Annotated in this window: 25 protein-coding genes; all 25 read left to right on the top strand. The window is 33.9% G+C overall.

The window, feature by feature from the left end:
* Positions 1–43: 43 nt before the first annotated feature.
* Positions 44–1,600 (top strand): ribonuclease Y, encoded by a 1,557-nt coding sequence (rny, locus tag KBI38_02355; GenBank protein ID MBP8628904.1) that lies wholly within the window; start codon positions 44–46, stop codon positions 1,598–1,600.
* Positions 1,601–1,664: 64 nt separating this feature from the next.
* Positions 1,665–2,174 carry a hypothetical protein gene (locus tag KBI38_02350; GenBank protein MBP8628903.1) on the top strand — a complete coding sequence of 170 codons (510 nt, stop codon included), beginning with the start codon at positions 1,665–1,667 and terminating at the stop codon, positions 2,172–2,174.
* Between the two features lie 12 nt (positions 2,175–2,186).
* A complete protein-coding gene (locus KBI38_02345; GenBank protein ID MBP8628902.1) occupies positions 2,187–2,978 on the top strand; it encodes a TIGR00282 family metallophosphoesterase in 792 nt (263 codons plus the stop codon).
* Between the two features lie 101 nt (positions 2,979–3,079).
* Positions 3,080–3,340: a stage V sporulation protein S gene (locus KBI38_02340; protein MBP8628901.1), complete on the top strand. Its 261-nt coding sequence runs from the start codon at positions 3,080–3,082 to the stop codon at positions 3,338–3,340.
* A gap of 106 nt (positions 3,341–3,446) precedes the next feature.
* On the top strand, positions 3,447–4,277 hold the full coding sequence (locus tag KBI38_02335; protein ID MBP8628900.1) for a PHP domain-containing protein: 831 nt from the start codon (positions 3,447–3,449) through the stop codon (positions 4,275–4,277).
* A 16-nt stretch (positions 4,278–4,293) separates the two neighbouring features.
* Entirely contained in the window at positions 4,294–5,133 is an 840-nt protein-coding gene (locus KBI38_02330) for an Asp23/Gls24 family envelope stress response protein (GenBank protein MBP8628899.1), read from the top strand.
* A gap of 67 nt (positions 5,134–5,200) precedes the next feature.
* Positions 5,201–5,473 carry a DUF3870 domain-containing protein gene (locus KBI38_02325; protein ID MBP8628898.1) on the top strand — a complete coding sequence of 91 codons (273 nt, stop codon included), beginning with the start codon at positions 5,201–5,203 and terminating at the stop codon, positions 5,471–5,473.
* Positions 5,474–5,635: 162 nt separating this feature from the next.
* Positions 5,636–6,982, top strand: coding sequence for a tRNA (N6-isopentenyl adenosine(37)-C2)-methylthiotransferase MiaB (gene miaB, locus KBI38_02320; GenBank protein ID MBP8628897.1), 1,347 nt, complete (start codon positions 5,636–5,638; stop codon positions 6,980–6,982).
* A 45-nt stretch (positions 6,983–7,027) separates the two neighbouring features.
* Positions 7,028–9,613, top strand: a complete 2,586-nt coding sequence (mutS, locus tag KBI38_02315) for a DNA mismatch repair protein MutS (protein ID MBP8628896.1) — start codon at positions 7,028–7,030, stop codon at positions 9,611–9,613.
* The gene (gene mutL, locus KBI38_02310; GenBank protein MBP8628895.1) at positions 9,610–11,427 is read left to right on the top strand and encodes a DNA mismatch repair endonuclease MutL; all 1,818 of its coding nucleotides are present in this window, start codon (positions 9,610–9,612) and stop codon (positions 11,425–11,427) included. Before mutS ends, mutL begins: the two co-directional genes overlap by 4 nt.
* 2 nt (positions 11,428–11,429) lie before the next feature.
* Positions 11,430–12,212 (top strand): class I SAM-dependent methyltransferase, encoded by a 783-nt coding sequence (locus KBI38_02305; protein MBP8628894.1) that lies wholly within the window; start codon positions 11,430–11,432, stop codon positions 12,210–12,212.
* Between the two features lie 4 nt (positions 12,213–12,216).
* Positions 12,217–13,149 carry a tRNA (adenosine(37)-N6)-dimethylallyltransferase MiaA gene (gene miaA / locus KBI38_02300; protein MBP8628893.1) on the top strand — a complete coding sequence of 311 codons (933 nt, stop codon included), beginning with the start codon at positions 12,217–12,219 and terminating at the stop codon, positions 13,147–13,149.
* A 52-nt stretch (positions 13,150–13,201) separates the two neighbouring features.
* On the top strand, positions 13,202–13,441 hold the full coding sequence (hfq, locus tag KBI38_02295) for an RNA chaperone Hfq (GenBank protein MBP8628892.1): 240 nt from the start codon (positions 13,202–13,204) through the stop codon (positions 13,439–13,441).
* A 50-nt stretch (positions 13,442–13,491) separates the two neighbouring features.
* The gene (locus tag KBI38_02290) at positions 13,492–13,941 is read left to right on the top strand and encodes a dUTP diphosphatase (GenBank protein MBP8628891.1); all 450 of its coding nucleotides are present in this window, start codon (positions 13,492–13,494) and stop codon (positions 13,939–13,941) included.
* 123 nt (positions 13,942–14,064) lie between these two features.
* Positions 14,065–14,748: a WecB/TagA/CpsF family glycosyltransferase gene (locus KBI38_02285; GenBank protein ID MBP8628890.1), complete on the top strand. Its 684-nt coding sequence runs from the start codon at positions 14,065–14,067 to the stop codon at positions 14,746–14,748.
* A gap of 78 nt (positions 14,749–14,826) precedes the next feature.
* A complete protein-coding gene (locus KBI38_02280; protein ID MBP8628889.1) occupies positions 14,827–15,465 on the top strand; it encodes a phosphatidylserine decarboxylase family protein in 639 nt (212 codons plus the stop codon).
* On the top strand, positions 15,465–16,115 hold the full coding sequence (pssA, locus tag KBI38_02275) for a CDP-diacylglycerol--serine O-phosphatidyltransferase (GenBank protein ID MBP8628888.1): 651 nt from the start codon (positions 15,465–15,467) through the stop codon (positions 16,113–16,115). Before KBI38_02280 ends, pssA begins: the two co-directional genes overlap by 1 nt.
* A gap of 52 nt (positions 16,116–16,167) precedes the next feature.
* Positions 16,168–17,448, top strand: a complete 1,281-nt coding sequence (locus KBI38_02270) for a glycosyltransferase family 2 protein (GenBank protein ID MBP8628887.1) — start codon at positions 16,168–16,170, stop codon at positions 17,446–17,448.
* 52 nt (positions 17,449–17,500) lie between these two features.
* Positions 17,501–17,872, top strand: a complete 372-nt coding sequence (queD, locus tag KBI38_02265) for a 6-carboxytetrahydropterin synthase QueD (protein ID MBP8628886.1) — start codon at positions 17,501–17,503, stop codon at positions 17,870–17,872.
* A gap of 1 nt (position 17,873) precedes the next feature.
* Positions 17,874–18,605, top strand: coding sequence for a 7-carboxy-7-deazaguanine synthase QueE (locus KBI38_02260; protein MBP8628885.1), 732 nt, complete (start codon positions 17,874–17,876; stop codon positions 18,603–18,605).
* A 14-nt stretch (positions 18,606–18,619) separates the two neighbouring features.
* Complete coding sequence (gene surE, locus KBI38_02255) at positions 18,620–19,372, top strand: 5'/3'-nucleotidase SurE (GenBank protein MBP8628884.1); 753 nt, start codon at positions 18,620–18,622, stop codon at positions 19,370–19,372.
* A 13-nt stretch (positions 19,373–19,385) separates the two neighbouring features.
* Positions 19,386–20,018, top strand: a complete 633-nt coding sequence (gene ppaX, locus KBI38_02250) for a pyrophosphatase PpaX (GenBank protein ID MBP8628883.1) — start codon at positions 19,386–19,388, stop codon at positions 20,016–20,018.
* 26 nt (positions 20,019–20,044) lie between these two features.
* Entirely contained in the window at positions 20,045–20,842 is a 798-nt protein-coding gene (mtnP, locus tag KBI38_02245; GenBank protein ID MBP8628882.1) for an S-methyl-5'-thioadenosine phosphorylase, read from the top strand.
* Positions 20,843–20,851: 9 nt separating this feature from the next.
* The gene (mtnA, locus tag KBI38_02240) at positions 20,852–21,898 is read left to right on the top strand and encodes an S-methyl-5-thioribose-1-phosphate isomerase (protein MBP8628881.1); all 1,047 of its coding nucleotides are present in this window, start codon (positions 20,852–20,854) and stop codon (positions 21,896–21,898) included.
* A gap of 4 nt (positions 21,899–21,902) precedes the next feature.
* A complete protein-coding gene (locus KBI38_02235) occupies positions 21,903–23,144 on the top strand; it encodes an adenosylhomocysteinase (protein ID MBP8628880.1) in 1,242 nt (413 codons plus the stop codon).
* Positions 23,145–23,174: the final 30 nt, after the last annotated feature.

Below are 23,174 nucleotides of genomic sequence, written 5' to 3'. Positions count from 1 at the left end.
GAATTGCAAAAAAACTCGTTAAATTTAGTTGATCTGTTTATTTATGAAAAGGAGGTGTAAGACTATAATTGAAATAATAATTACTGCCTTAGGGACTTGTGTTATTGGGGCAGTTGTAGGATATTGGGTTAGAAAAAGTACTGCTGAGGCGAAAATAAGCTCAGCAGAACAAGAAGCAAAAAGAGTGGTTGATGAAGCCGAAAAAATCGGTGAAGCAAAGAAAAAAGAAGCACTATTAGAAGCAAAAGAGGACATTCACAAGCTGCGACTTGAACTGGACAAAGAGACTAAGGAACGTAGAGTTGAATTACAACGGATTGAACGTCGATTAGTACAAAAAGAGGAAAATCTTGATCGAAAAATCGATTCCCTTGAAAAGAAAGAAAATTCTCTTACACAAAAAGAACAAGACTTGGAAGTAAGTCAAAGTAAAATTCAAGAACTACATGAAAAACAACTGGCGGAATTAGAACGAATCTCTGGATTAAGTTCAGAAGAAGCTAGAACAATGTTGTTAGCAAATGCACAAGAAGAAATAAAGCATGAAACCGCAATGATGATTAAAGAATTAGAGCAACAGGCAAAAGAAGAGTCTGATAAAAAAGCTCGTGAAATAATATCTTTAGCAATTCAACGTTGTGCTGCTGATCATGTTGCCGAAACAACAGTGTCAGTAGTTGCTTTACCTAATGATGAGATGAAGGGTCGTATTATAGGACGCGAAGGCCGTAATATTAGAACTCTTGAAACGATGACAGGAATTGATTTAATAATAGATGATACTCCAGAAGCTGTTATTTTATCAGGTTTTGATCCTGTTCGCCGTGAGGTTGCTAGAATTGCTTTAGAAAAATTGATAACTGATGGTAGAATCCATCCGGCTCGTATTGAAGAAATGGTAGAAAAAGCACAAAAAGAAGTTGATCAAAGAATCAAAGAAGCCGGTGAGCAAGCTACTTTCGAAACTGGAGTACATGGTTTACATCCAGAGGTTATTAGATTATTAGGAAGATTGAAATACAGAACCAGCTATGGTCAAAATGTATTGAAACATTCCATCGAAGTTTCACATTTAGCTGGCGTAATGGCAGCTGAATTAGGTGTTGATGTAATGTTAGCGAAAAGAGCTGGTTTATTACATGATTTAGGCAAAGCTGTCGATCATGATATAGAAGGATCTCATGCTATCATTGGTGCAGATTTAGCTAAAAAATATCGTGAGTCTGCTGAAGTTGTTAATGCAATTGCAGCTCATCATGCTGATGAAGAGCCAAAAACAGTACAAGCTGTCTTGGTAGCTTCAGCCGATGCTGTTTCTGCTGCACGCCCTGGAGCCCGTCGTGAAAGCTTAGAAAGCTATTTAAAACGTTTAACAAGATTAGAAGAAATTGCTGAATCTTTTGAAGGTGTTGATAAGTCTTTTGCGATTCAAGCTGGTAGAGAAGTTCGTATTATGGTAAAACCGGATAGAGTTGATGATATAACTTCTGTGGGTCTGGCTCGTGATATTGTTAAGAAAATAGAAGCAGAGTTAGAGTATCCTGGACAAATAAGAGTAACGGTGATACGTGAAACACGTGCTGTTGACTACGCTAAATAAGTATATTAACGACCTTGTGTTACAAGGTCGTTTTAATATTTAAGATACAATGGGTGGTGAAAAAATGAATGAGGAAGAAAAGAAAATAAATGAAGGCGTTAATTTATTAATTTCTATTTTGGTGTGCTTCCCAGAATTTAGTACGATAACGTTTGAGCCGATAAATGATAGTTTGAAAATTAGAGCAGCGTTACAGCCGGTACCATTAGAAGATGATTTTTTAATGTTTGAAGAAAAATTAAAAAGTAGTATTTTAACATATCATTCTTTGGAAAAAACTAAAGATATTAAACTCGAAATTAATATAAAAAAATATGAAGAGTTAGCCTTTATTAATATTATTAGGGATATAAAAACATTGTCACGAACTGAAATTGTACTGATTAGCTCAATTATTAGCAATTCCTTTAAAGAAAAATTAGTTTGTGATAAAAATGATGCACTACAAGAAGAAGAAATTTTACTGCAAGAAGAAGTTATGGAAAATATGCTTAGTATTATGAAAAAAAATCACTTTTCAACTAGGTTAATTGGTATTAGAGAAGAAGGAAAAGTAATAGTTTTTAATAAATAAAGAGGTATGAAGATGAATATATTAATTATTGGTGATATTTGTGGCTCGCCAGGGCGACAAGCTACTAAAAAATATATTGAAAAGATTAAAATAGAATATGGTATTGATTTTGTTATTGCTAACGGAGAAAATTCAGCAGGGGGAGTTGGTATAACCAAACCTGTTTTAGATGAACTATATAGTTTAGGAATAGATGTTGTAACAACCGGAAATCATATTTGGGATAAAAAAGATGTTTTTGAATTTATTGAGGATGAACCTTACTTGGTCAGACCGGCAAATTATCCACACACTTCGCCTGGTCAAGGCTTTTGTATTTATGATTATCAAAGTAGTAAAATCGGTATAATTAATATTTCAGGACGAACTTTTATGCCGGCATTGGATTGTCCGTTTCAAGTTGTTGATACAATTTTAGCTAAAATAAAAACATTATGTGATATTATTATTGTTGATTTTCATGCTGAAGCGACTTCGGAAAAAATGGCAATGGGTTGGCATTTAGATGGCAAAGTTTCAGCGGTAGTGGGGACGCATACGCATATTCAAACGGCTGACGAGCGGATTCTAACGAAAGGTACGGGCTATATTACTGATTTAGGGATGGTTGGTCCTTGGAATTCTATTTTAGGAGTAGAAAAGGAAATAATTATAAATAAATTTATTACAGCTTTACCCACAAAATTTAATTTAGCCAAAGGTCCTAATGTTTTTAGTGCAGTAGTCTTAAAAGTTGATGAAACTAATGGCGAATGTGTTGACATCTGTCGAATTTTGCTAAAAGAAGAAGAAAAAAATATTTGATAAACTTAAAATATCCAAAGGTATTTTTTAGCAAATGTCGAATAATACTTATTGTAAGTAGTTGGGTTCTTTCTTAATATTAAAGGAGGGTTCTAATAATTATGGAAGTATTAAAGGTATCAGCTAAATCAAATCCTAATTCTGTTGCAGGAGCATTAGCAGGCGTATTAAGAGAACGTGGTGCGGCTGAGATGCAAGCGATTGGTGCAGGAGCACTTAATCAAGCCGTCAAAGCTGTAGCGATAGCCAGAGGCTTTGTAGCACCTCATGGTGTTGATCTGATTTGTATTCCAGCTTTCACCGATATTGTTATTGATGGTGAAGAGCGTACGGCAATGAAGTTAATAATTGAACCAAGATAGAAATTTAAAGAATTGTCTCGGTATAGAGATGATTCTTTTTTTTATAATTTTTGTATAGAGATATGTTATAATGTAACAAAAGGTTTTGGGGAATAGGAAGAAGAAAATGAGTACAGATTTACATATTCATACTAATTTATCAGATGGCCGAATGTCGCCAACTGAAGTTATAGAAACTGCTATTAAGGTTGGTTTGAAAAATATTGCGATTACTGACCATGATACAACAAAGGCCTTGCATATTTTAAGAGAACTTAATTTATTGAATAACCCGCACTTAAACATTATTCAGGGAATTGAATTTAGTGCCGATCAATTATCTAATGAAATTCATATATTAGGTTATGGCATTGATATTGACAATAGAGAATTACAAGCAGAACTTGCTAATATTGTAGTTGGCCGTAAGCAAAGAGTTAGAAAAATGGTTGAAAAGTTAAAAGCATTAGGTTTTGATATTTCTTATGAAAAAGTAATGGAAAGTGGTAAACATGCAGATTCGCTTAGCCGGTCGCATATTGCTAATGCCTTGGTAGCAGCAGGGTATTTTGAAAAAATTGGTGATGTATTTGCTGAGTTGCTGAATAGAAATGGTAAAGGGTATGTTCCACATTATAAATTATCTTGTGATGAAATTATCAGGCTAATAAAAGTAGCAGGTGGTATTGCGGTATTAGCTCATCCTGGACTGGTTGGTGATGATAATTTAGTGCTAGATTGTATTAATAGAGGCATTCAAGGGTTAGAGGTTTTTCACCCGAAGCATAATCAAGCTGAGATTGGTAAATACTTAAAGCTTGCTCAAGAAAATAACTTATTAATAACTGGTGGATCAGATTATCATGCCATTCCAACACGATATCCACAACAATTAGGGATGTTTACGTTAGCGGAAGGTTATAGTGAAGTGTTTTTACAAGCTTTAAAAAAGGCTTAGTTAACCGGAGGGGTATATGGAAGTATTAGCGTTAGTAGGTCCTAGCGGCACAGGAAAGAGCCATCGGGCATTAGTTGTCGCACATGATTATAATGTAGATGCAATAATTGATGATGGAATTTTAATAATGGGTACAAAAATTATTGCAGGAAAATCTGCAAAAAGAGAAGCTAGTAGAATTCAAGCTGTGCGAAGAGCAATTTTCATGGAAGATGAGCATGCGATGGAGGTACACCAAGCCTTGTTGAAAGTACAGCCAAATCGGTTGTTACTTTTGGGAACTTCGGAAAACATGGTTCATAAAATTGCTAAAGCACTAAAAGTACCGGCTATTAGCAAAATTATTAGAATTGAAGATATTGCTTCACAAGCAGAGATTGAAAAAGCACAACATTGTCGATTGAAAGAAGGGAAGCACATTATTCCGGTTCCGACAATTGAGCTAAAACCTCACTTTTCCGGATATTTGATTGATCCCTTAGATATATTTTTTAAACGATCAAAAAATACTAGACGCAAATTAGGAGAAAAATCAATTGTTAGACCAATCTTCAGCTATTATGGTAAATTAATAATTTCTGACGATGCAATTAGTGCGATAGTCAATAAAGTAGCAATTGATAATGGAATTGCTAAAACTAAGCATGTTAGAATTAGACGCGATACAGAACATAATTCTGAAAAAGGAATTGATATAAAATTAGATGTTATACTGTATTATGGTGAGCCGTTTAATGAATTAGTATATAATACACAAGAAAAGATCAGAACGGCAATAGAATATATGACAGGGATGAATGTGAAAAAAGTAGATATATTAGTAAAAAGCTTTATTTTTGACGATCGGAGGAAGTAAGTTGTATCCTAATTTAATTCTATTCTCCGGTTATGCAAAACTGCCGACAGGAATAACGGTAGGAGAAATGTATAGAACCATTGGTGTAATTTTAATTATCGATGTGAAAAATGGCCAAATAGTTGATGCTGATTGTACTTTAGCGACAGATTTAGCCAGTAGGCATATTGCAAGAGCTCTGACCGGGCATAACATTAATGAGGGACCTGAAATTCTCGGTAAAATTGTTGACCGAATTTATCAAGGTGGAGCTAAACGAGCGATTATTACTGCTATTAAATTAATTTACGATAAATATCGTAATTTTATGGCAGAATATGAGGTTGTTGAAGAAATTTAAAATTAGACAGTCTTAACTTTAAAACTCGAACAAATTTTGTTCGGGTTTATCTTTTTTTGTGTTAGAGTAAAAGATAGTCTATTTCATAATTTACTGTATGTAAATATGTTTAATATGATATAATAAAATTTAATTTATTGAATTTTTATGGAGGAACAATTCATGACAGAATCAAATAATAATTTAAATAAAATAGATAGTAAAAAGTTTTTTTCGATAACATATGGTTGCCAAATGAATGAAAATGATACGGAGCGCTTAGCTGGTCAATTAAGATGTTTAGGCTATGAAGAAGGTCAAGATATGGAAAGCGCAGATTTAATTTTTATTAATACTTGCTGCGTTAGAGAAAGTGCTGAAAATAAAATTTATGGGAAAATTGGTGAACTAAAGAGGCTAAAAAGCAATAACCCTAATTTGATTGTTGGTGTAACTGGTTGTATGGCTCAAAAAAATAGAGAAAAATTATTTAAACGAGCACCACATATCGATTTTATCTTAGGAACCCATAACGTTCATCAGTTAATAAAAGTTGTTAAGGACGTTGAGGAATCAAAACAGCAAGTTTTAGCAGTAATTGATTCAGCCGAGGAAATGCCATCAAGCATACCGACGGCTCGCAAAGGTGGAGTATCGGCTTGGGTTACAATTATGTATGGTTGTAATAATTTTTGTACATATTGTATTGTGCCATATGTTAGAGGTCGTGAGCGTAGCCGTGAGGTAGTTGATATTATTGAAGAAATAAAACAATTAGCGGCAACCGGAGTCAAAGAAGTAACGTTACTAGGTCAAAATGTTAACTCTTATGGTAAAGATAACAATGGTGCTGATTTTGCAGATTTATTGGCTGAAATTGATAAGGTTGATGGAATTGAAAGAATTCGTTATATGACATCTCATCCCCGTGATATGAATGATAAAGTTATTGAAACGATAAAAAACAGTAATAAAATTTGTGAACATTTTCATTTGCCAATTCAATCAGGTTGTAATGAGATCTTAAAGGAAATGAACAGGGGTTATACTGTTGAATATTATAAAGAATTGGTACAAAAAATTAGAACAGCATTGCCGAATGCGTCGATAACTACTGACTTAATTATGGGTTTCCCTGGAGAGACTCCAGACCACTTTGCCGAAACGTTAGAGTTAATTAAAGCAATCAAATATGATGCGGCGTACACTTTTTTATATTCAAAACGGTCAGGGACTCCAGCTGCGACGATGCTCAACCAAGTTGAGTTAAGTGAGAAGAAAAAACGCTTACAAGCTTTAATGGCAGTACAAAATGATATTAGTTTAAATATTAATAAAAGTTATGAGGGGAAAGTTGTTGAAGTTATGGTGGAAGGACCTAGTAAGTCTGATAAAACTAGGTTTACCGGCAGAACCAGAACTAATAAAATAGTTATTTGGGATAAACAAGGTGATGAAGCTACCGGCGATTTAATCAATGTCAAAATAACCAAAGCACAAACTTGGGTGCTTAATGGTGAATTAATTTAGTGAGTGACAATAAGAGTGCTAATGTCAAAAGACTGAGGTGAATTTATGACTAATAAATATACTCCAATGATTAATCAATATTTACAAATAAAAGAACAACATCAAAATGAAATATTGTTTTTTCGTTTAGGTGATTTTTATGAAATGTTTTTTGAAGATGCACAGACTGCATCCAGAGAACTTGAAATAACTTTAACTGGTCGTGATGGTGGAGCCAAAAACAAAATACCAATGTGCGGGGTGCCATATCATGCTGCGGAAAACTATATTGCTAGATTGATTGCCAAAGGCTATAAGGTTGCTATTTGTGAACAAGTTGAAGATGTTGCGCAAAGCAAAGGCATTGTGAAGCGCGAAGTTATAAAAATTATTACGCCAGGAACGGTTTTAGGAGAAAGTATCTTAACTGATAACAGTAATAATTACTTGGTGCTTTTATATCAAAAAGATGATGCTTTTTGTTTAAGTGGTACAGATATTTCCACTGGTGAATGTTTTTACAGTGTTTATCAAGGAATACAACAAGCGTTATTTGATCAACTATATCGCTTAATGCCAGCTGAGGTCGTTATAGTAGAGGGCTTTAGTTATCAAGATGAAGTTGAAACTTTTATCAGTACAAAACTAAATAATTGTAGCTGTAGTATAGTGCCGGCACAGAATGATTTAATGAAATTATTAGAGAGTCATTTTGCAATAGAACAAATGCCAAGAGAAGAATGTGGTAAAAATGGCGTTGGTAATTTAGTGTATTATTTACATAAAACACTAAAAAATGATTTAGCACATTTAAATGTATTAAATTATATTGATGTTTCAGAAAATTTGTTAATTGACAGTTTTACTTTGCGTAATTTGGAAATAACGAGAAACTTGCGAGATGGCAGCAAGAAGGATACTTTATTAGCAGTGCTTGATTTTACCAAAACTGCGATGGGGAGCAGATTGCTGAAAAAATGGCTAGAAAGTCCGTTGGTTAATATTGCTAAAATTATTGAAAGACAAGAAGCCGTAGAAGAGCTTGTTCAAGATTTTTCCTGTCGCGAAGAAATAGGCTCTAGCTTAAAAGAAATTTATGATTTTGAAAGATTGCTAACACGAATTGAAGTTAATACCGCTAATGCCAGAGATTTGGTTGCCTTAAAAACTTCGTTGGCTAATTTACCGGGGGTAAAAAATAATTTATTGTCTAGTAAATCAAGATTATTGCAAAAAATTAACAAAAACATAGAATTGTTTACGCCGGTTGTTGAGCTATTAGAAGAAGCCATTGTTGATAATCCAGGCCTGTCGTTAAAAGATGGTAATATAATAAAGGAAAACTATAATAAAGACCTGGATGAATTAAGAGCCATTTCAAGTGACAGCAAAAGTATGTTATCAGAGATGGAACAAAGTGAAAAAGAAAGAACCGGGATAAAGTCGCTTAAAATCGGTTATAATAAAGTTTTTGGTTATTATCTTGAGGTTACACACTCTAATACTGCGGCGGTGCCAGAACATTATATCAGAAAGCAAACTTTAGCTAATGCTGAACGCTATATTACGCCAGAGCTAAAAGATTTTGAAAATAAGATTTTAGGTGCACAAGAAAAAATAGTTAACATTGAATATCAACTGTTTAGTGAAATTAGAGATAAAATTAAAACTGTTTTAGTATCTATTCAAAAAACAGCACAAGAAATAGCACAAATAGATGTGTTGATGAGTTTAAGTGAGGCTGCTAATAGAAATAATTATGTGCGCCCTAATTTGACTAATACCGGCGAAATTATTATTAAAGATGGAAGACACCCATTAGTCGAAAAACTTTTACAAAAAGAACTGTTTGTACCAAATGATACCGACTTAAATCATTATGATAGTGAAATTATGATTATAACAGGACCTAATATGGCTGGTAAATCAACTTATATGAGACAAGTTGCGTTATTAGTTCTAATGGCACAGGTGGGAAGTTTTATTCCGGCAAGAGAAGCTTATATTAATCCTGTTGATTCAATTTTTACTAGAATTGGTGCTAGTGATGATTTAGCTAGCGGTCAAAGCACTTTTATGGTAGAAATGAATGAAGTTGCCCAAATTTTAAAAAATGCTACTAAAAATAGTTTGATAATTTTGGACGAAATTGGTAGGGGTACTAGTACTTTTGATGGTATGAGTATTGCTAGAGCAGTGATTGAATATATTAAGAGTAAAATTGGCGCAAAAACGTTATTTGCGACACATTATCATGAATTGACCGACTTAGACAGTTATGATACTTGCATTAAAAATTATTCGGTCGCAGTAAGGGAACGCGGTAGTGAAATTGTATTTTTACGGCGAATCGTTCTTGGTGGAGCTGATAAGAGTTATGGTATTCATGTTGCTAAATTGGCCGGTTTGCCTAAAAAAATAACAGATCGGGCCAATGAAATACTGGATATATTAGAAAAAAATCAGTTAGGACCAGAACCAGCTAGAAAAACAAATCTTAGAAATGAAGATAGTAGCGAGTTATCTTTATTTACTAATACTATCTCTGAGCAATTATTAACCTTAGATGTGATGAGTATGTCGCCATTAGAGGCGTTGAATGAATTATACCGCTTACAACAGCAAGCTAAAGAGGATGCTGGTAAAATATGAATATAATTAAAATCTTAGATGAAAATACAGCGAATAAAATTGCTGCCGGAGAAGTGGTCGATAGACCATCTTCCGTTATCAAAGAATTAGTAGAAAATGCTATCGATGCAGGCAGTACTAAAATTGAAATAGAGATAATGGCTGGTGGAATTAGCTTTATGAGGGTAACTGATAATGGCTGCGGTATGAGTAAAGCTGATTTGAAGTTATCAGTACAACGTCATGCTACCAGTAAATTAAGAACAGCGGCAGATTTGAATAATATAGAAACGTTGGGGTTTCGTGGTGAAGCCTTGGCGACCATTGCTGCTGTATCAAAGTTTTCAATTTTGAGCCGACAAGCTGAAGCTGATTTTGCTAGTATTATTGAAATTAGCGGAGGAACTATTACAGATTTTTCAGAAGCCGGTGGCAATATCGGTACTACGGTTAAGGTTGAAGATTTGTTTTACAATACTCCAGCTCGTAAAAAATTCTTAAAAACACCAAGTAGCGAAGGCAGTAATATTAACGAAATTGTTGTTAAATTAGCAATTTCTCATCCGCAAATTGCTATTCGGTTTATTAATAATAACAAATTAGTTATAGCGACCCCGGGACAAGGAAATTTATTTGAAACAATTAAAAATATCTATGGTAGTAAAGTTAGTGCTGAGTTGTTGGAAGTTAATGCTAAGATTGAAGAGTTTTCAATAAAAGGTTTCTTATCAAAACCAACAGTATTAAGAAGTAGTAGGCAATGGCAAACGTTTATTGTTAACAATAGGGTTATTAATAGCCGTAGTATTGCCAAAGCAATAGATAATGCTTATCACTCTTTGTTACCAAAGTCTGGTTATCCCTTGGCGGTGCTGGCAATAACTATTCCTAATATTGATATTGATGTTAATGTTCATCCGCAAAAAAGTGAATTGAAATTTGCTGATGAAGGAAGATTGTTTAGAGCGGTTTATCATGCTATTGTTGATACTATCAAAAAACCGCAAGAAATTGAAGAAATTGTCACTAATATTCATGACCTAAAACCGAAATTTCATGATTCACCGCTGAATTTTGTTGAAAGATCTTATCAAGATATCCCAGTGGTTGAAAATAATTATTATGCTAATAAAGATTATGAAAATTTTAGTCAGAATAATCATTATAATGACTGTAGTACAGAACAGACTGTGTTAAGAGAAAAAATTAATACGGTGCTTGAAGAAAATAGACTGAATGATTATCAAGTGCAAAATACGATGGAAAATAGATTTGTTGCAGCCATTGGTCAGGTTGATAATTGTTATATTATTGCTACGGATGGCAGTGGTTTATTTATTATTGATCAGCATGCAGCACATGAGCGGATATTATATGATCGTTTTGCAAAAAATACTGATAAAATACCTTCTCAGCAATTATTAATGCATATTTTTATGGATTTAACGGAAAAGGAATGTGAGTTCATTAATGACAATAAGGAAGTTTTTCTTAAATTGGGTTTTAATATGGAGCAAGCCGGTCCTAATAGTATGAGATTATTGGAAGTGCCAAGTGATGTGCAGATTGTGGAAGCGGAAAATATCATTAAAGAAATTTTGGAAAGTTTAGAAAATCTGCATAATGTTTCACCACAAGAATTGCGTCACCAGACACTACAAATAACTGCGTGTAAAGCAGCTATAAAAGCTGGTGACAAACTTAGTTTAATGCAAATGAACTTTATTATTGAAGAGCTTAATAATACAATGTTACCTTATACTTGTCCGCATGGACGACCTTCGATTATCAAGTTTAGCAGTAATGAGTTGGCTAAAATGTTTAAAAGGACTTAATAATGCAGTTTATTATTACAACTATTACAAAAGTTAATACAGATTTAATTTATCAGGCTCAAGCTTTAGCACAAAAGCTTAATAAAAAATTTGTTACACGAAATAATTTATCACTGGAAAGATTAAAACAAGACAATAATGTCGATAATATTTTGATTTTCACGAAAGATGGGCTAAAAGCTCATACAAGCCAGGGTGATTTGTTTTTTCATTTGAACATGGCACAGTTGCGTATTTTAAATCTTAACCGTAACCAAAAAGATCATATGGTTGAAGCAATGGATTTAAAACCAAAGATGAGTGTCCTTGATTGTACGCTAGGATTGGGGACTGATGCGACAGTTGCCAGCTATATTGTTGGTGAAAATGGTAAAGTTGTTGGGCTTGAAAGTGCAACATTAATTTATTTAATAACAAAATATGGCTTAGCTAATTTTAATCATGATAATATAGCAATAAATCATAGTTTAAGAAGAATTGAAAGCTTTAATCTTCATTATTTAGATTACTTAAAAGCCCAAGGTGATAATAGTTTTGATATAGTTTATTTTGATCCGATGTTTCGCAAGCCCATACAAGATAGTGCTAACTTCAAACCAATGCGAGCTATTGCTAATATGGAGCAACTTCAAAGTAAAGCATTAGTAGAGGCACTACGAGTTGCGAAAAAAAGAGTTGTTATAAAGGAAACTAAAGATAGTATGGAGTTTGAACGGCTAAATATTTCACAAATTTATGGTGGTAAATATAGCAGTGTTAGCTATGGGGTAATAGATAAAGGGTGAAAAGATGAATAAAGTTATTGTTATAATAGGACCAACGGCAGTCGGAAAAACTGCACTTAGTATTGATTTGGCAAAAAAATTAAATAGTGAAATTATTTCCGGTGATTCGATGCTAATTTATAAGGGTTTTGATATTGGGACAGCCAAACCATCGGTGGCGGAACAGGCTTGGATAAAGCATCACTTGATCGATGTGCTAGAGCCAAATAGTAGTTTTAGTGTGACTGAATTTAAAGAAAGGGCAGCGGAGCTTGTTGATAACATTAATGCCCGAGGTAAAATTCCTGTAATTGCCGGTGGAACCGGTCTTTATACTAAAGCGTTGCTGGAAAATTACAACTTCAACAAAACTTCCGCGAATGAAGATTATCGATTGAGGCTAGAACAAATAGCTAAAGAGCAAGGCAAAGAACAGCTGCATAAAATGTTAGAAACTGTTGACCCGGAGTCAGCACAAAGATTACATATCAATGATACAAGAAGAGTTATTAGGGCGTTGGAAGTTTTTCATCAAGGTGGTGAATATATTTCGCAAGATAAAGAACTAAATTCTAATAACCTTTTAGCTTACGATGCAGTTGTGATTGGCTTAAATATGGATAGAGCTAAACTTTATGAAAGAATCAATAACAGGGTTGATATTATGATGGAAAATGGTCTACTGGATGAAGTGAAATTGTTATTACATAATGGTGTAAAAAAAGATTGTCAAGCGATGCAGGCGATTGGCTATAAAGAGTTGGTATGGTATTTGGAAGGGATTTGTTCATTAGAATTTGCTGTTGATAAAATAAAGCAAGCGACCAGAAACTTTGCCAAACGACAATTAACCTGGTTTAGAAGAATGTCTTATATAAAGTGGTATAATGTAACAGAAAATAAGAGTGATTTAGTGGAAGAAATATACAAAGAAATTGCACTTAAGTATAGACTGTAGTAAAATGTAAATGAAGTGCCAAGGAAAGATAAGTATTGGAGGTATTGTTTTTATGTCAGTTAAAGGAATGAATTTGCAAGATTACTTTTTAAATCAAGTGCGTAAAGAAAATGTTCATGTAACAATATATCTAGTCAATGGTTTTCAACTTAAAGGATTAGTAGCTGGGTTTGATAATTTCACGGTAATTATTGAAAATGAAGGAAAACAACAACTGGTCTATAAACATGCAATATCAACGATTACACCTTTCCGAGCATTAACTTATAATAAAAATGAAAATGCAAAATAAAACCGAGTTTTCTCGGTTTTTTTCATGAGAGAAGAAGTTGAGGAGTTTTTATGAAACAGCGCGGTTTTGAAATTGTCAGTTACTATCAAGAAAAAAATATTATATTACCAAGTCGCAAAACAAAATTTAGTGCCGGTTATGATATTGCAACAGCGGAAAATATAATTTTATTACCACAACAAGTTACTTTAATCCCAACAGGGATAAAAGCATATATGCAAACTGATGAATATTTAGGTGTTCACATAAGGTCAAGTATTGCGATTAAGCAAAAATTAACCTTGATTAATAATGTTGGTGTGATTGATGCTGATTATTATAATAATGTAGAAAATGAAGGTCATATTATGATCCCGGTTTATAATTATAATCAAAGTTCAGTTACTATTGAGAAAGATACTAGAATTGCACAAGGAATCTTTTATCGATATTTATTAGCTAGTGATGATAAGGCTGAAAATATTAGAATTGGCGGAATTGGAAGTACCGGAAAAATATAATATTCTATTGTTATTATTGCTTTTTTTATGATAATATAGTCTTTAATATAATTTATATGAGAGGTAGATATTTTGACTTCAAATAAAGTTTCGGTTTTAAATGTACAGATTGATGCGGTTACAATGAGCCAAGCAGTAGAAACAATTGAAGGGTTTTTTAAAAATAGTGAACCCCCAAAGCTTATAGCTACGGCTAATGCTGAAATGGTTATGCTGGCTAATGAAGATAAAGAGTTTAAAAAAATCTTAGATGAGGCAACTTTAGTTGTCCCTGATGGGGCTGGTGTTGTTTGGGCAGCTAGACACCAAGGCGATAATATGCCGGAACGGGTTGCTGGTTTTGATTTAGTGCAAGAGCTACTGAAAAAATCTAGTCAAAAACAATATAAAGTGTTTTTTCTCGGAGCTGGTCGCGGGGTCGCCGAACAAGCCAAACTTAATGCTGAAAAGAAATATGGAGCCGTCAATATTGTGGGAATACAAGATGGTTATTTTAAACCAGAAGATGAAGCTGGTATTATTGCAAAAATAAATGAATTAAGACCAGACTTGTTATTAGTTGCATTGGGGGTACCAAGACAAGAAAAATGGCTTAAAAAAAATCTTAATCAGTTAAACATAAAGGTTGCGATTGGTGTTGGTGGAACTTTTGATGTAATGGCAGGAAATGTTAAAAGAGCACCGTTGTGGATGCAAAAAGCAAATTTAGAATGGTCATATCGGTTGTTTTTACAACCACAAAGAATTTTCAGAATGATGGCTATTCCGGAGTTTATGTTAAAGGTTTTGCTAGGTAAAAAAGATTAGACAAACATAAAACTGTATATTATAATTATTTGGTAAATTCACTCATTCTAAGCTATAAAGAAATAAGGAGGTGGACAGATGCATAAAGCAATCATCGTCAAAGAAGGTTATCCGTTTATTATAATTTTATTTATTATTACAATTATTGTTGCTTTTACCCTTAGTGTATACTGGAGTATTATTCCGGCGCTATTAACGTTATTTGTGACGTTCTTTTTCCGTAGTCCACACCGTAATATACCGCAGGATCAAAATTTAATTTTAGCGCCTGCTGATGGAAAAGTTATGGGAGTTACTGAACTTGAAAATGATGACTTTGTAAATGAGCCTTGTAAAAAGGTAACGATATTTTTATCGGTTTTTGATGTGCATGTTAATTTTAGTCCGATGGCAGGAAAAATTAAATTTCAAGAATATACCTGTGGCAGATTTTTAGCAGCTTATAAAGACTCTGTGGGGTTTGAAAATGAAAGACATTCTATCGGAATTGAAAATGGTGATGTCAAAATTCTTGTTACGCAGATTGCTGGATTAATTGCAAGACGGATTGTATCCTGGGTTACTTTAGGAAATGTCTTGGAACCGGGACAAAAATATGGTTTAATTAAATTCGGTTCATGTACTGAAGTAACGGTTCCGCGAGATGTAGAAATTTTAGTTAAAAAAGGTGATAGAGTCGTCGGTGGTGAAACCGTTATCGGGAGGATTAATCGATAATGAAGAAGCAAATTCCGAATGCATTGACAGCTTCCAATTTGGTGTTTGGGATGCTTTCAATCATCAGTACTTACAATGCCGAATATTTTTTGGCGGCTGTTTTTATTATTATCGCAATGATCGCCGATGGACTAGATGGTAGAGCAGCGCGGTACTTTAAAGTTAGCAGTGAATTTGGTAAAGAACTTGATTCACTTTGTGACTTAGTATCCTTTGGAGTGGCGCCGGCCTTTTTAGCATATGCTTATTCTTTGCACGACCTTGGATATGTGGGGATGGCTGGGGCAGTTTTCTTTGCTACTTGTGGTGCACTACGCTTAGCGCGATTTAATGTTAACACAACTGTTGTTAAAGGTTTTTTTATGGGCTTACCAATTCCGGCCGGAGGGTGCTTAATTGCTACCTTTATTTTAACCGGAGCAATGCCGAAAGTAGAATTTTTAACTATCGCAGTAGTGTTGGTAGGTTACTTGATGGTTAGTACCGTTAGATATCCCGATTTTAAGGGCAAGGGCGAAAAAATCAAAAAAATACCAGTGCTGATTACAGCTCTTTTTGCTATCTATATATTATTTTGGAATGTGAAAGCAGTGCTATTTATGATTTTTAGCGCTTATGTAGTTTTTGGCATTTTAAATACATTAATGTAAAATCTAAAATAAATTATTAAATCAAGAGGATTTAAAAGGAGCAAACAAATCCATGAATTTTATGGCCGATTTTGTAATGATACCAATGCAATTCATAATTTTTTTCTTTACGGTGTACTATTTTGTGATTGCATTTTTTGGTGTTTGGCGTAGAACAGAAGAAAAAATATTAAAACCTGAGAAAAGTTTTGCAGTTATTGTAGCTGCTCATAATGAAGAACAAGTTATTGGACCATTAGTTGATAATTTAAAGATGTTAAATTATCCTAATAGCTTATATGATGTTTTTGTTATTGCGGATAATTGTACTGATAATACTGCAACTATTGCTCAAAAAAATGGGGCATTAGTATTTGAGAGAACTAACCACGAGCAAAAAGGTAAAGGTTTTGCGATGGAGTGGATGTTTTCAAAATTGTTTAAATTAGAAAAAAAATATGATGCTGTAGCAATTTTTGATGCGGATAATTTGGTGCATCCAAACTTTTTGTTAGAAATGAATAGCAAACTGTGCAAAGGTGATAAAGTTATTCAAGGTTATTTAGATGCTAAAAATCCACATGATACTTGGGTCTCGGGAACTTTTGCGATTGCCTTTTGGGTAACAAATCATATTTGGCATTTGGCAAAGTCTAATATTGGACTTTCTAGTGTTTTAGGTGGTACAGGTATGTGTATCTCAACTGATATTTTAGAGGAATTTGGCTGGGGTGCTACTTGCCTAACAGAAGATATGGAATTTACAATGAAAGTTTTAGCAAAAGGTGTTAGAACGACTTGGGCTCATGATGCGATTGTTTATGATGAAAAACCGCTTACTTTTATGCAATCTTGGCGTCAAAGAAAGCGTTGGGCACAAGGTCATTTTGATATTGCACAAAGATATATTCCTAAAATGATTAAAGAGGGGATAAAGCAAAAAGATATTAGAATTATTGATGCAGTTATTCATTTGTTACAACCGCATTTTTTATTGATATCAACAGCCTTTGTTATTGCAAGTTATATTCAAATTCAAGTTCCGCCATTTTATACTAATATTTATAGTTTGTTGCCGTCGCAAATCTTATCAATTATTATGATTGGGCAATATTTATTGCCAGTAATAATTTTGATGAGAATTAGAGCGCAGTGGCAAACTTGGGCGTATTTGATATTATATCCGGTATTTATCTATAGTTGGATTCCGATTACTTTTATGGGCTTTTTGCATCGTAATCGTAAAGCGTGGTCACATACTCAGCATACAAGAAGTATCAGTTATGAAGAGTTTGTAATGAAAAATACCGACTTCAATAAAGAAGCTTTTGCAGAAAAACAAATTATTAAATAGTCAAAAAGGTGAGTTTAAACTCACCTTTTTGTGATAAACAGAGGTGGATAGTATGTATGAATTAACAGTGATAGTCGAGTTTGAAGCGGCACATCGTATTGTGGATTATCCTGGTAAATGTGATCGATTACATGGTCATAATTGGAGTGTGGAAGTTACTGTTGAAGGTGAAAAATTAAATAAATTAGGAATGCTCATAGATTTTAAAGAGTTAAAAGGTGAAGTAAATAAAGTTATAGATTTACTTGATCATCACTACTTAAATGAATTACCGTCATTTAAAGAAATAAATCCTACTGCTGAAAATATTGCTAAGTTCATTTTTGAAAAAATGACAGAAGCAGATTTTATCAATGATAATATTACTATTAGCATGGTGAAAATATGGGAAACTCCTAAATCAGCAGTTTGTTATCGAGGGTAATATGATGAAGTCAAATTTAATCGAAGTTTTTTCTTCAATTCAAGGTGAAGGAAAATATGTTGGTTGTCGACAATTATTTGTAAGATTTGCTGGCTGCAATCTAAATTGTCAATATTGCGATACAACTTTTTCACATAATAATTTTGAAAAATGTAAAATTGAGAAGGTTGCCGGTCAAAGAATTTTTGAAGATGTTGCTAATCCTTTAACGATAGAAGAGTTGGCACTGCGGATTAATGAATTAACGGCTAACAATCACCATTCCATCAGTTTTACCGGTGGGGAACCGTTGTTGAATGCTGATTTTTTAAAAATATTATTAGATAAGGTTACCGCGCCGAAATATATAGAAACTAATGGAACCTTGCCACAGGCGTTAAAAGAAATTATTGATAAAGTTAATTATATTAGTATGGATATAAAATTACCAAGTATTTTGCATAAAGCCTTTTGGCAAGAACAAGAAGAGTTTTTGAAAATAGCAAATAAAAAAGAAGTTTTTGTAAAACTTGTTGTTAACGATAAGATGACGACAGATGAATTTGTTAAAGCGATTGATATGGTCAAAAAAGTTAATGATGAAATTACTTTTATTATGCAACCAGTGACACCAATTAATAATTGCCAAGGTGTAAGTCCGCAAGAGATGCTTAATTATCAAACATTAGCATTGACAAAACTAAAAGATGTAAGAGTTATTCCACAAACACATAAATTTATTAATCAAATGTAGGAGCTGAATTTGGTATGAAAATATTACTAACAAATGATGATGGCATTAATGCCAAAGGGATTCAAGCTCTGATAAACAAGATTTCACTATTGGGAGAAGTTTATGTTGTTGCACCAGATGGTGAACGAAGTGCCAGTAGTCAAGCAATTACGATGAATAAACCAATAAGAGTAGATGAAGTAGAGCTAAAAATTGAGAATACACAGGCTTGGAGTATTAGTGGAACACCGACCGATTGTGTGAAACTAGCAATTGAAACGTTACTACCGCAAAAACCTGACTTAGTTATTTCGGGAATTAATGCTGGTCCTAATATGGGTAATGATGTACTTTATTCGGGAACTGTTAGTGCGGCGATTGAGGGCGCAATTCATAAAATTCCGTCTATTGCAGTATCATTAAACAAATGGCAAGATTGTGATTTTTCAGCTGCTGCTGAATTTATGCATAGTTTTATCCAAAAGAACTATAATAGCGAGTGGCATTATAGCACATTACTTAATATTAATATTCCGGCGGTTGCGGGAGAATTGATTGGTGGAATAAAAATAACTAAACTTGGTAATAGAAAGTATGAAAATGCTTTTCATCGTCGACAAGACCCTAGAGGTAGAGTTTATTATTGGATGGGTGGACAGATTGTGGATTGTGATAATGCGGAAGATACAGATATTTATGCCTTGAAGAATAATTATATTTCCATTACGCCTATTCATTTCGATTTAACTGACTATAATTCAATAGAAAAACTAAATTTTACAGTATAATAGTGAGGGTATGATGAACATAAAAGGTGTATTATTTGACTTAGATGGAACTTTACTAGATACATCAGAATTAATTGTAGAGTCGTTTAGATATACTTTTAAGCAACATTGTAATTATGACATTAGCGTTAGTGAAGTTCATGATTTTTTTGGCAAATCTTTGCGGCTTGCGATGGAGACACTAGGGAAAGATAAAGCGGATGAGTTGATAGATACTTATCGTGAGCATAACGCTAAATATCATGATGAAAAAATAGCAATTTTCCCTGAAGTTGCTGAGACCATTAAAACAATGTATGATAATGGTATAAAATTAGCGGTCGTAACCTCAAAAACAAAGAAAACAGCGTTACGAGGCTTAAAATTATTTGGCTTAGAAAGCTATTTTAGTACCGTTATTGGTATTAATGAATGTATCAATCCTAAGCCTCATCCAGAGCCTGTTAATATTGCGCTTCAAGAGTTGAAGTTAGCGCCTGAAGTTTGTTTAATGGTTGGAGACAGTCCTGCCGATATTATGAGCGGTAAGCAAGCGGGTGTCAAAACCGTCGCGGTAAAGTGGACTCATCTTGATTGGCTAAAACTTCAAGAACAAGAACCTGATTATGTATTACAGAAAATGAGTGATATTTTGAAAATATCATAAGAGAATTATAAAGAGGATGTGATGTTATGATTAATATTGCGATAATTGGTGGTACCGGAGTTTATGATCCTAATATCTTAGAAAATATAACAGAACAAGAAGTTAATACTCCTTATGGTAGTGTTAAATTCAAAGTTGGTGAATACGCTGGCAAAAAAATTGCGTTTATCCCACGACATGGTAGCGACCATTCTATTCCACCACACTTAATTAATTATCGTGCTAATATTTGGGCAATAAAAAAAATTGGTGTTAAAAATATTATTGCGACAACAGCAGTGGGCTCATTGAATTTGGCGATGAAGCCTGGTGATTTTGTACTAGTTGATCAATTTTTAGATTTTACGAAAAATAGAATTAGCACGTTTTATGATGGCAATGGTCGTGAGGTTGTACATCTTGATGTAACAGAGCCATATTGCCCGGATTTACGTAGTTTTATTAAAACGGCAGCGATGGCTACAGATATTGCTGTCCACGATAAGGGCGTTTATGTTTGTACTGATGGACCGCGGTTTGAAACACCGGCTGAAATTAAAATGTTTGCGCAATTTGGTGGAGATTTAGTCGGCATGACTAATGTCCCGGAAGTTGTATTAGCTTGTGAAGCTGAAATGTGTTACTGTACTGTTTCGATGGTTACGAACTTTGCAGCGGGAATTTCACCACAGGCTTTAACACATGGTGAAGTGCTAGAAGCAATGGCACAAAATAGCAAAAACATTCAAAAACTAATAATGAAAGCAATTGAATTAATCAATGATGATAACAAACAATGCAATTGTGATAAACGCTTAGCGGAATATGGTGGTTTTAAATTGTAGGAGGGTTTTATGCAAACAATGATTTGGACTGATGGCAAATTAGAATTGTTAAATCAAACTAAATTGCCGAAAGTTGTAGAATATATTAAATGTGATAATTATGAAATTGTAGCGGAAGCGATTAAAAAACTAGAAGTTCGTGGTGCTCCGGCAATAGGCGCAGCAGCAGCTTTTGGAATGGTTTTAGGTGCAAAAACACTGGTTGATGAAAATTGTCCTAATTTTTACAATGAACTTATGGAGATTGACAAAGTTTTGCGAGCCACTAGACCAACGGCGGTAAATTTATTTTGGGCGTTGGATCGAATGGGGCGAGTTATTGTAGCATATAAAGATTTGCAACCTTCATTGCTTGCGGAAAAATTAGAAGCAGAAGCTTTAGCAATTTATGCAGATGATAAAAAAGTTAATAACGATATGGCTAAACATGGGGCGACTTTATTTACTAAGCCGACTGCTATTTTGACGCACTGTAATGCCGGGGCGCTTGCAACAGTTGAGATGGGAACAGCCTTAGGGGTTATTAGGCAAGCTTGGTCAGAGGGAAATGTGAGCAGAGTTTTTGCTGATGAAACAAGACCGCTATTACAAGGATCCCGCTTAACCGCTTGGGAGTTAAGTCAAGATAATATTCCGGTTACCTTGATAACTGATAATATGGCCGGCTGGGTTATGAAGAATAAAATGGTTAATGCAGTAATAGTTGGGGCTGATAGAATTACGAAAAATGGTGATGTGGCTAATAAAATCGGCACTTATAGTGTAGCGGTGTTAGCTAAAGAACATAATATTCCGTTTTATGTAGCAGCGCCGGTATCTACTTTTGATTTTACACTGGAAAATGGTGAAGAAATTCCAATCGAAGAACGTGATAAAGCAGAAGTTACGCATGTTTTTGGGGTGCAAACAGCACCATTAGATATTGATGTTTTTAATCCGGCGTTTGACGTAACTCCACATAAGTTTATTAGTGGGATTATTACTGAACATGGTGTATTAAAGGCTCCATATGATAAAGCAATTGAAAATCTACAAAAAAAATTACGAGGTGAATAATTTTATGAAATCAATGATTAGAGACATTACATTAGCACCACAAGGGCATGATAAAATTAATTGGGTTAAAAACTTTATGCCGGTTTTAAATTCCTTAAATGATGAGTTTATTAAAACAAAACCTTTTGCCGGTAAAAAAATGGTTGTAACGATGCATTTAGAAGCAAAAACAGCTTACTTAGGCTTAGTACTTAAAAATGCTGGAGCAGAGGTTGTTGTAACAGGTAGTAATCCGTTATCGACTCAAGATGATGTAGCGGCAGCGTTAGTAGAAAATGGTGTGACAGTATATGCTTGGTATAATTGTACTGATGAAGAATATGAAGTGTTTTTAAATAAAGCATTAGATAGTGAACCTGATATTATTATTGATGATGGTGGGGATTTAGTATCATTATTACATACAACAAGAAGTGAATTGGCCGGAAAAATTTTAGGTGGCTCTGAAGAAACTACTACTGGTGTCATTAGATTAAGAGCATTAGAGAATGAACAACGTTTAAAATTCCCAATGATTGCGGCGAATGATGCTTATTGTAAATATTTATTTGATAATCGTTATGGCACAGGTCAATCTACTTGGGATGGGATTATGAGAACCACAAACTTAACGGTTGTTGGTAAAACTGTTGTCGTTGCTGGTTATGGCTGGTGTGGCAAAGGGGTAGCAATGAGAGCAAAAGGCTTGGGTGCTAATGTCATTGTTACGGAAATTGATCCAATCAAGGCAATTGAAGCCGTATTTGATGGATTTAATGTAATGCCAATGCAAGAAGCAGCAAAACATGGTGATATTTTTGTTACTTTGACAGGGTGTAGCGATGTTATAACGGGTGAACATTTTAAAGTTATGAAAAATGGTGCGATGATGGCTAATGCAGGTCATTTTGATGTGGAAATTAATAAAGTTGATTTAAATAAATTAGCAGTTTCGACTCGTACTGTAAGAAAAAATATTGAAGAATTCAAAATGGCTGATGGAAGAAGCTTATATTTATTAGGTGAAGGACGATTAGTAAATCTAGCAGCTGGTGACGGTCATCCAACTGAAATTATGGATTTATCCTTTGCAATTCAAGCGTTATCGGCGCTTCATATTGTGGAAAATCATAATAACATGGAAAATAAAGTTTATATTATGCCAGATGAGGTTAATATGAATGTGGCACAAATAAAATTAACAGCAATGAATATTGGAATTGATAAATTAACAGAAGCGCAAAAAAAATATTTAAATCAAGCTTAATTTAATAAACTGATAATTTCTCTTAAGAAA

This window comes from Negativicutes bacterium (genome assembly GCA_018052945.1).
GTDB lineage: Bacteria > Bacillota > Negativicutes > JAGPMH01 > JAGPMH01 > JAGPMH01.
Note: the sequence above shows the minus strand (reverse complement) of the source record. Positions and strands in the feature narration are given on the sequence as shown.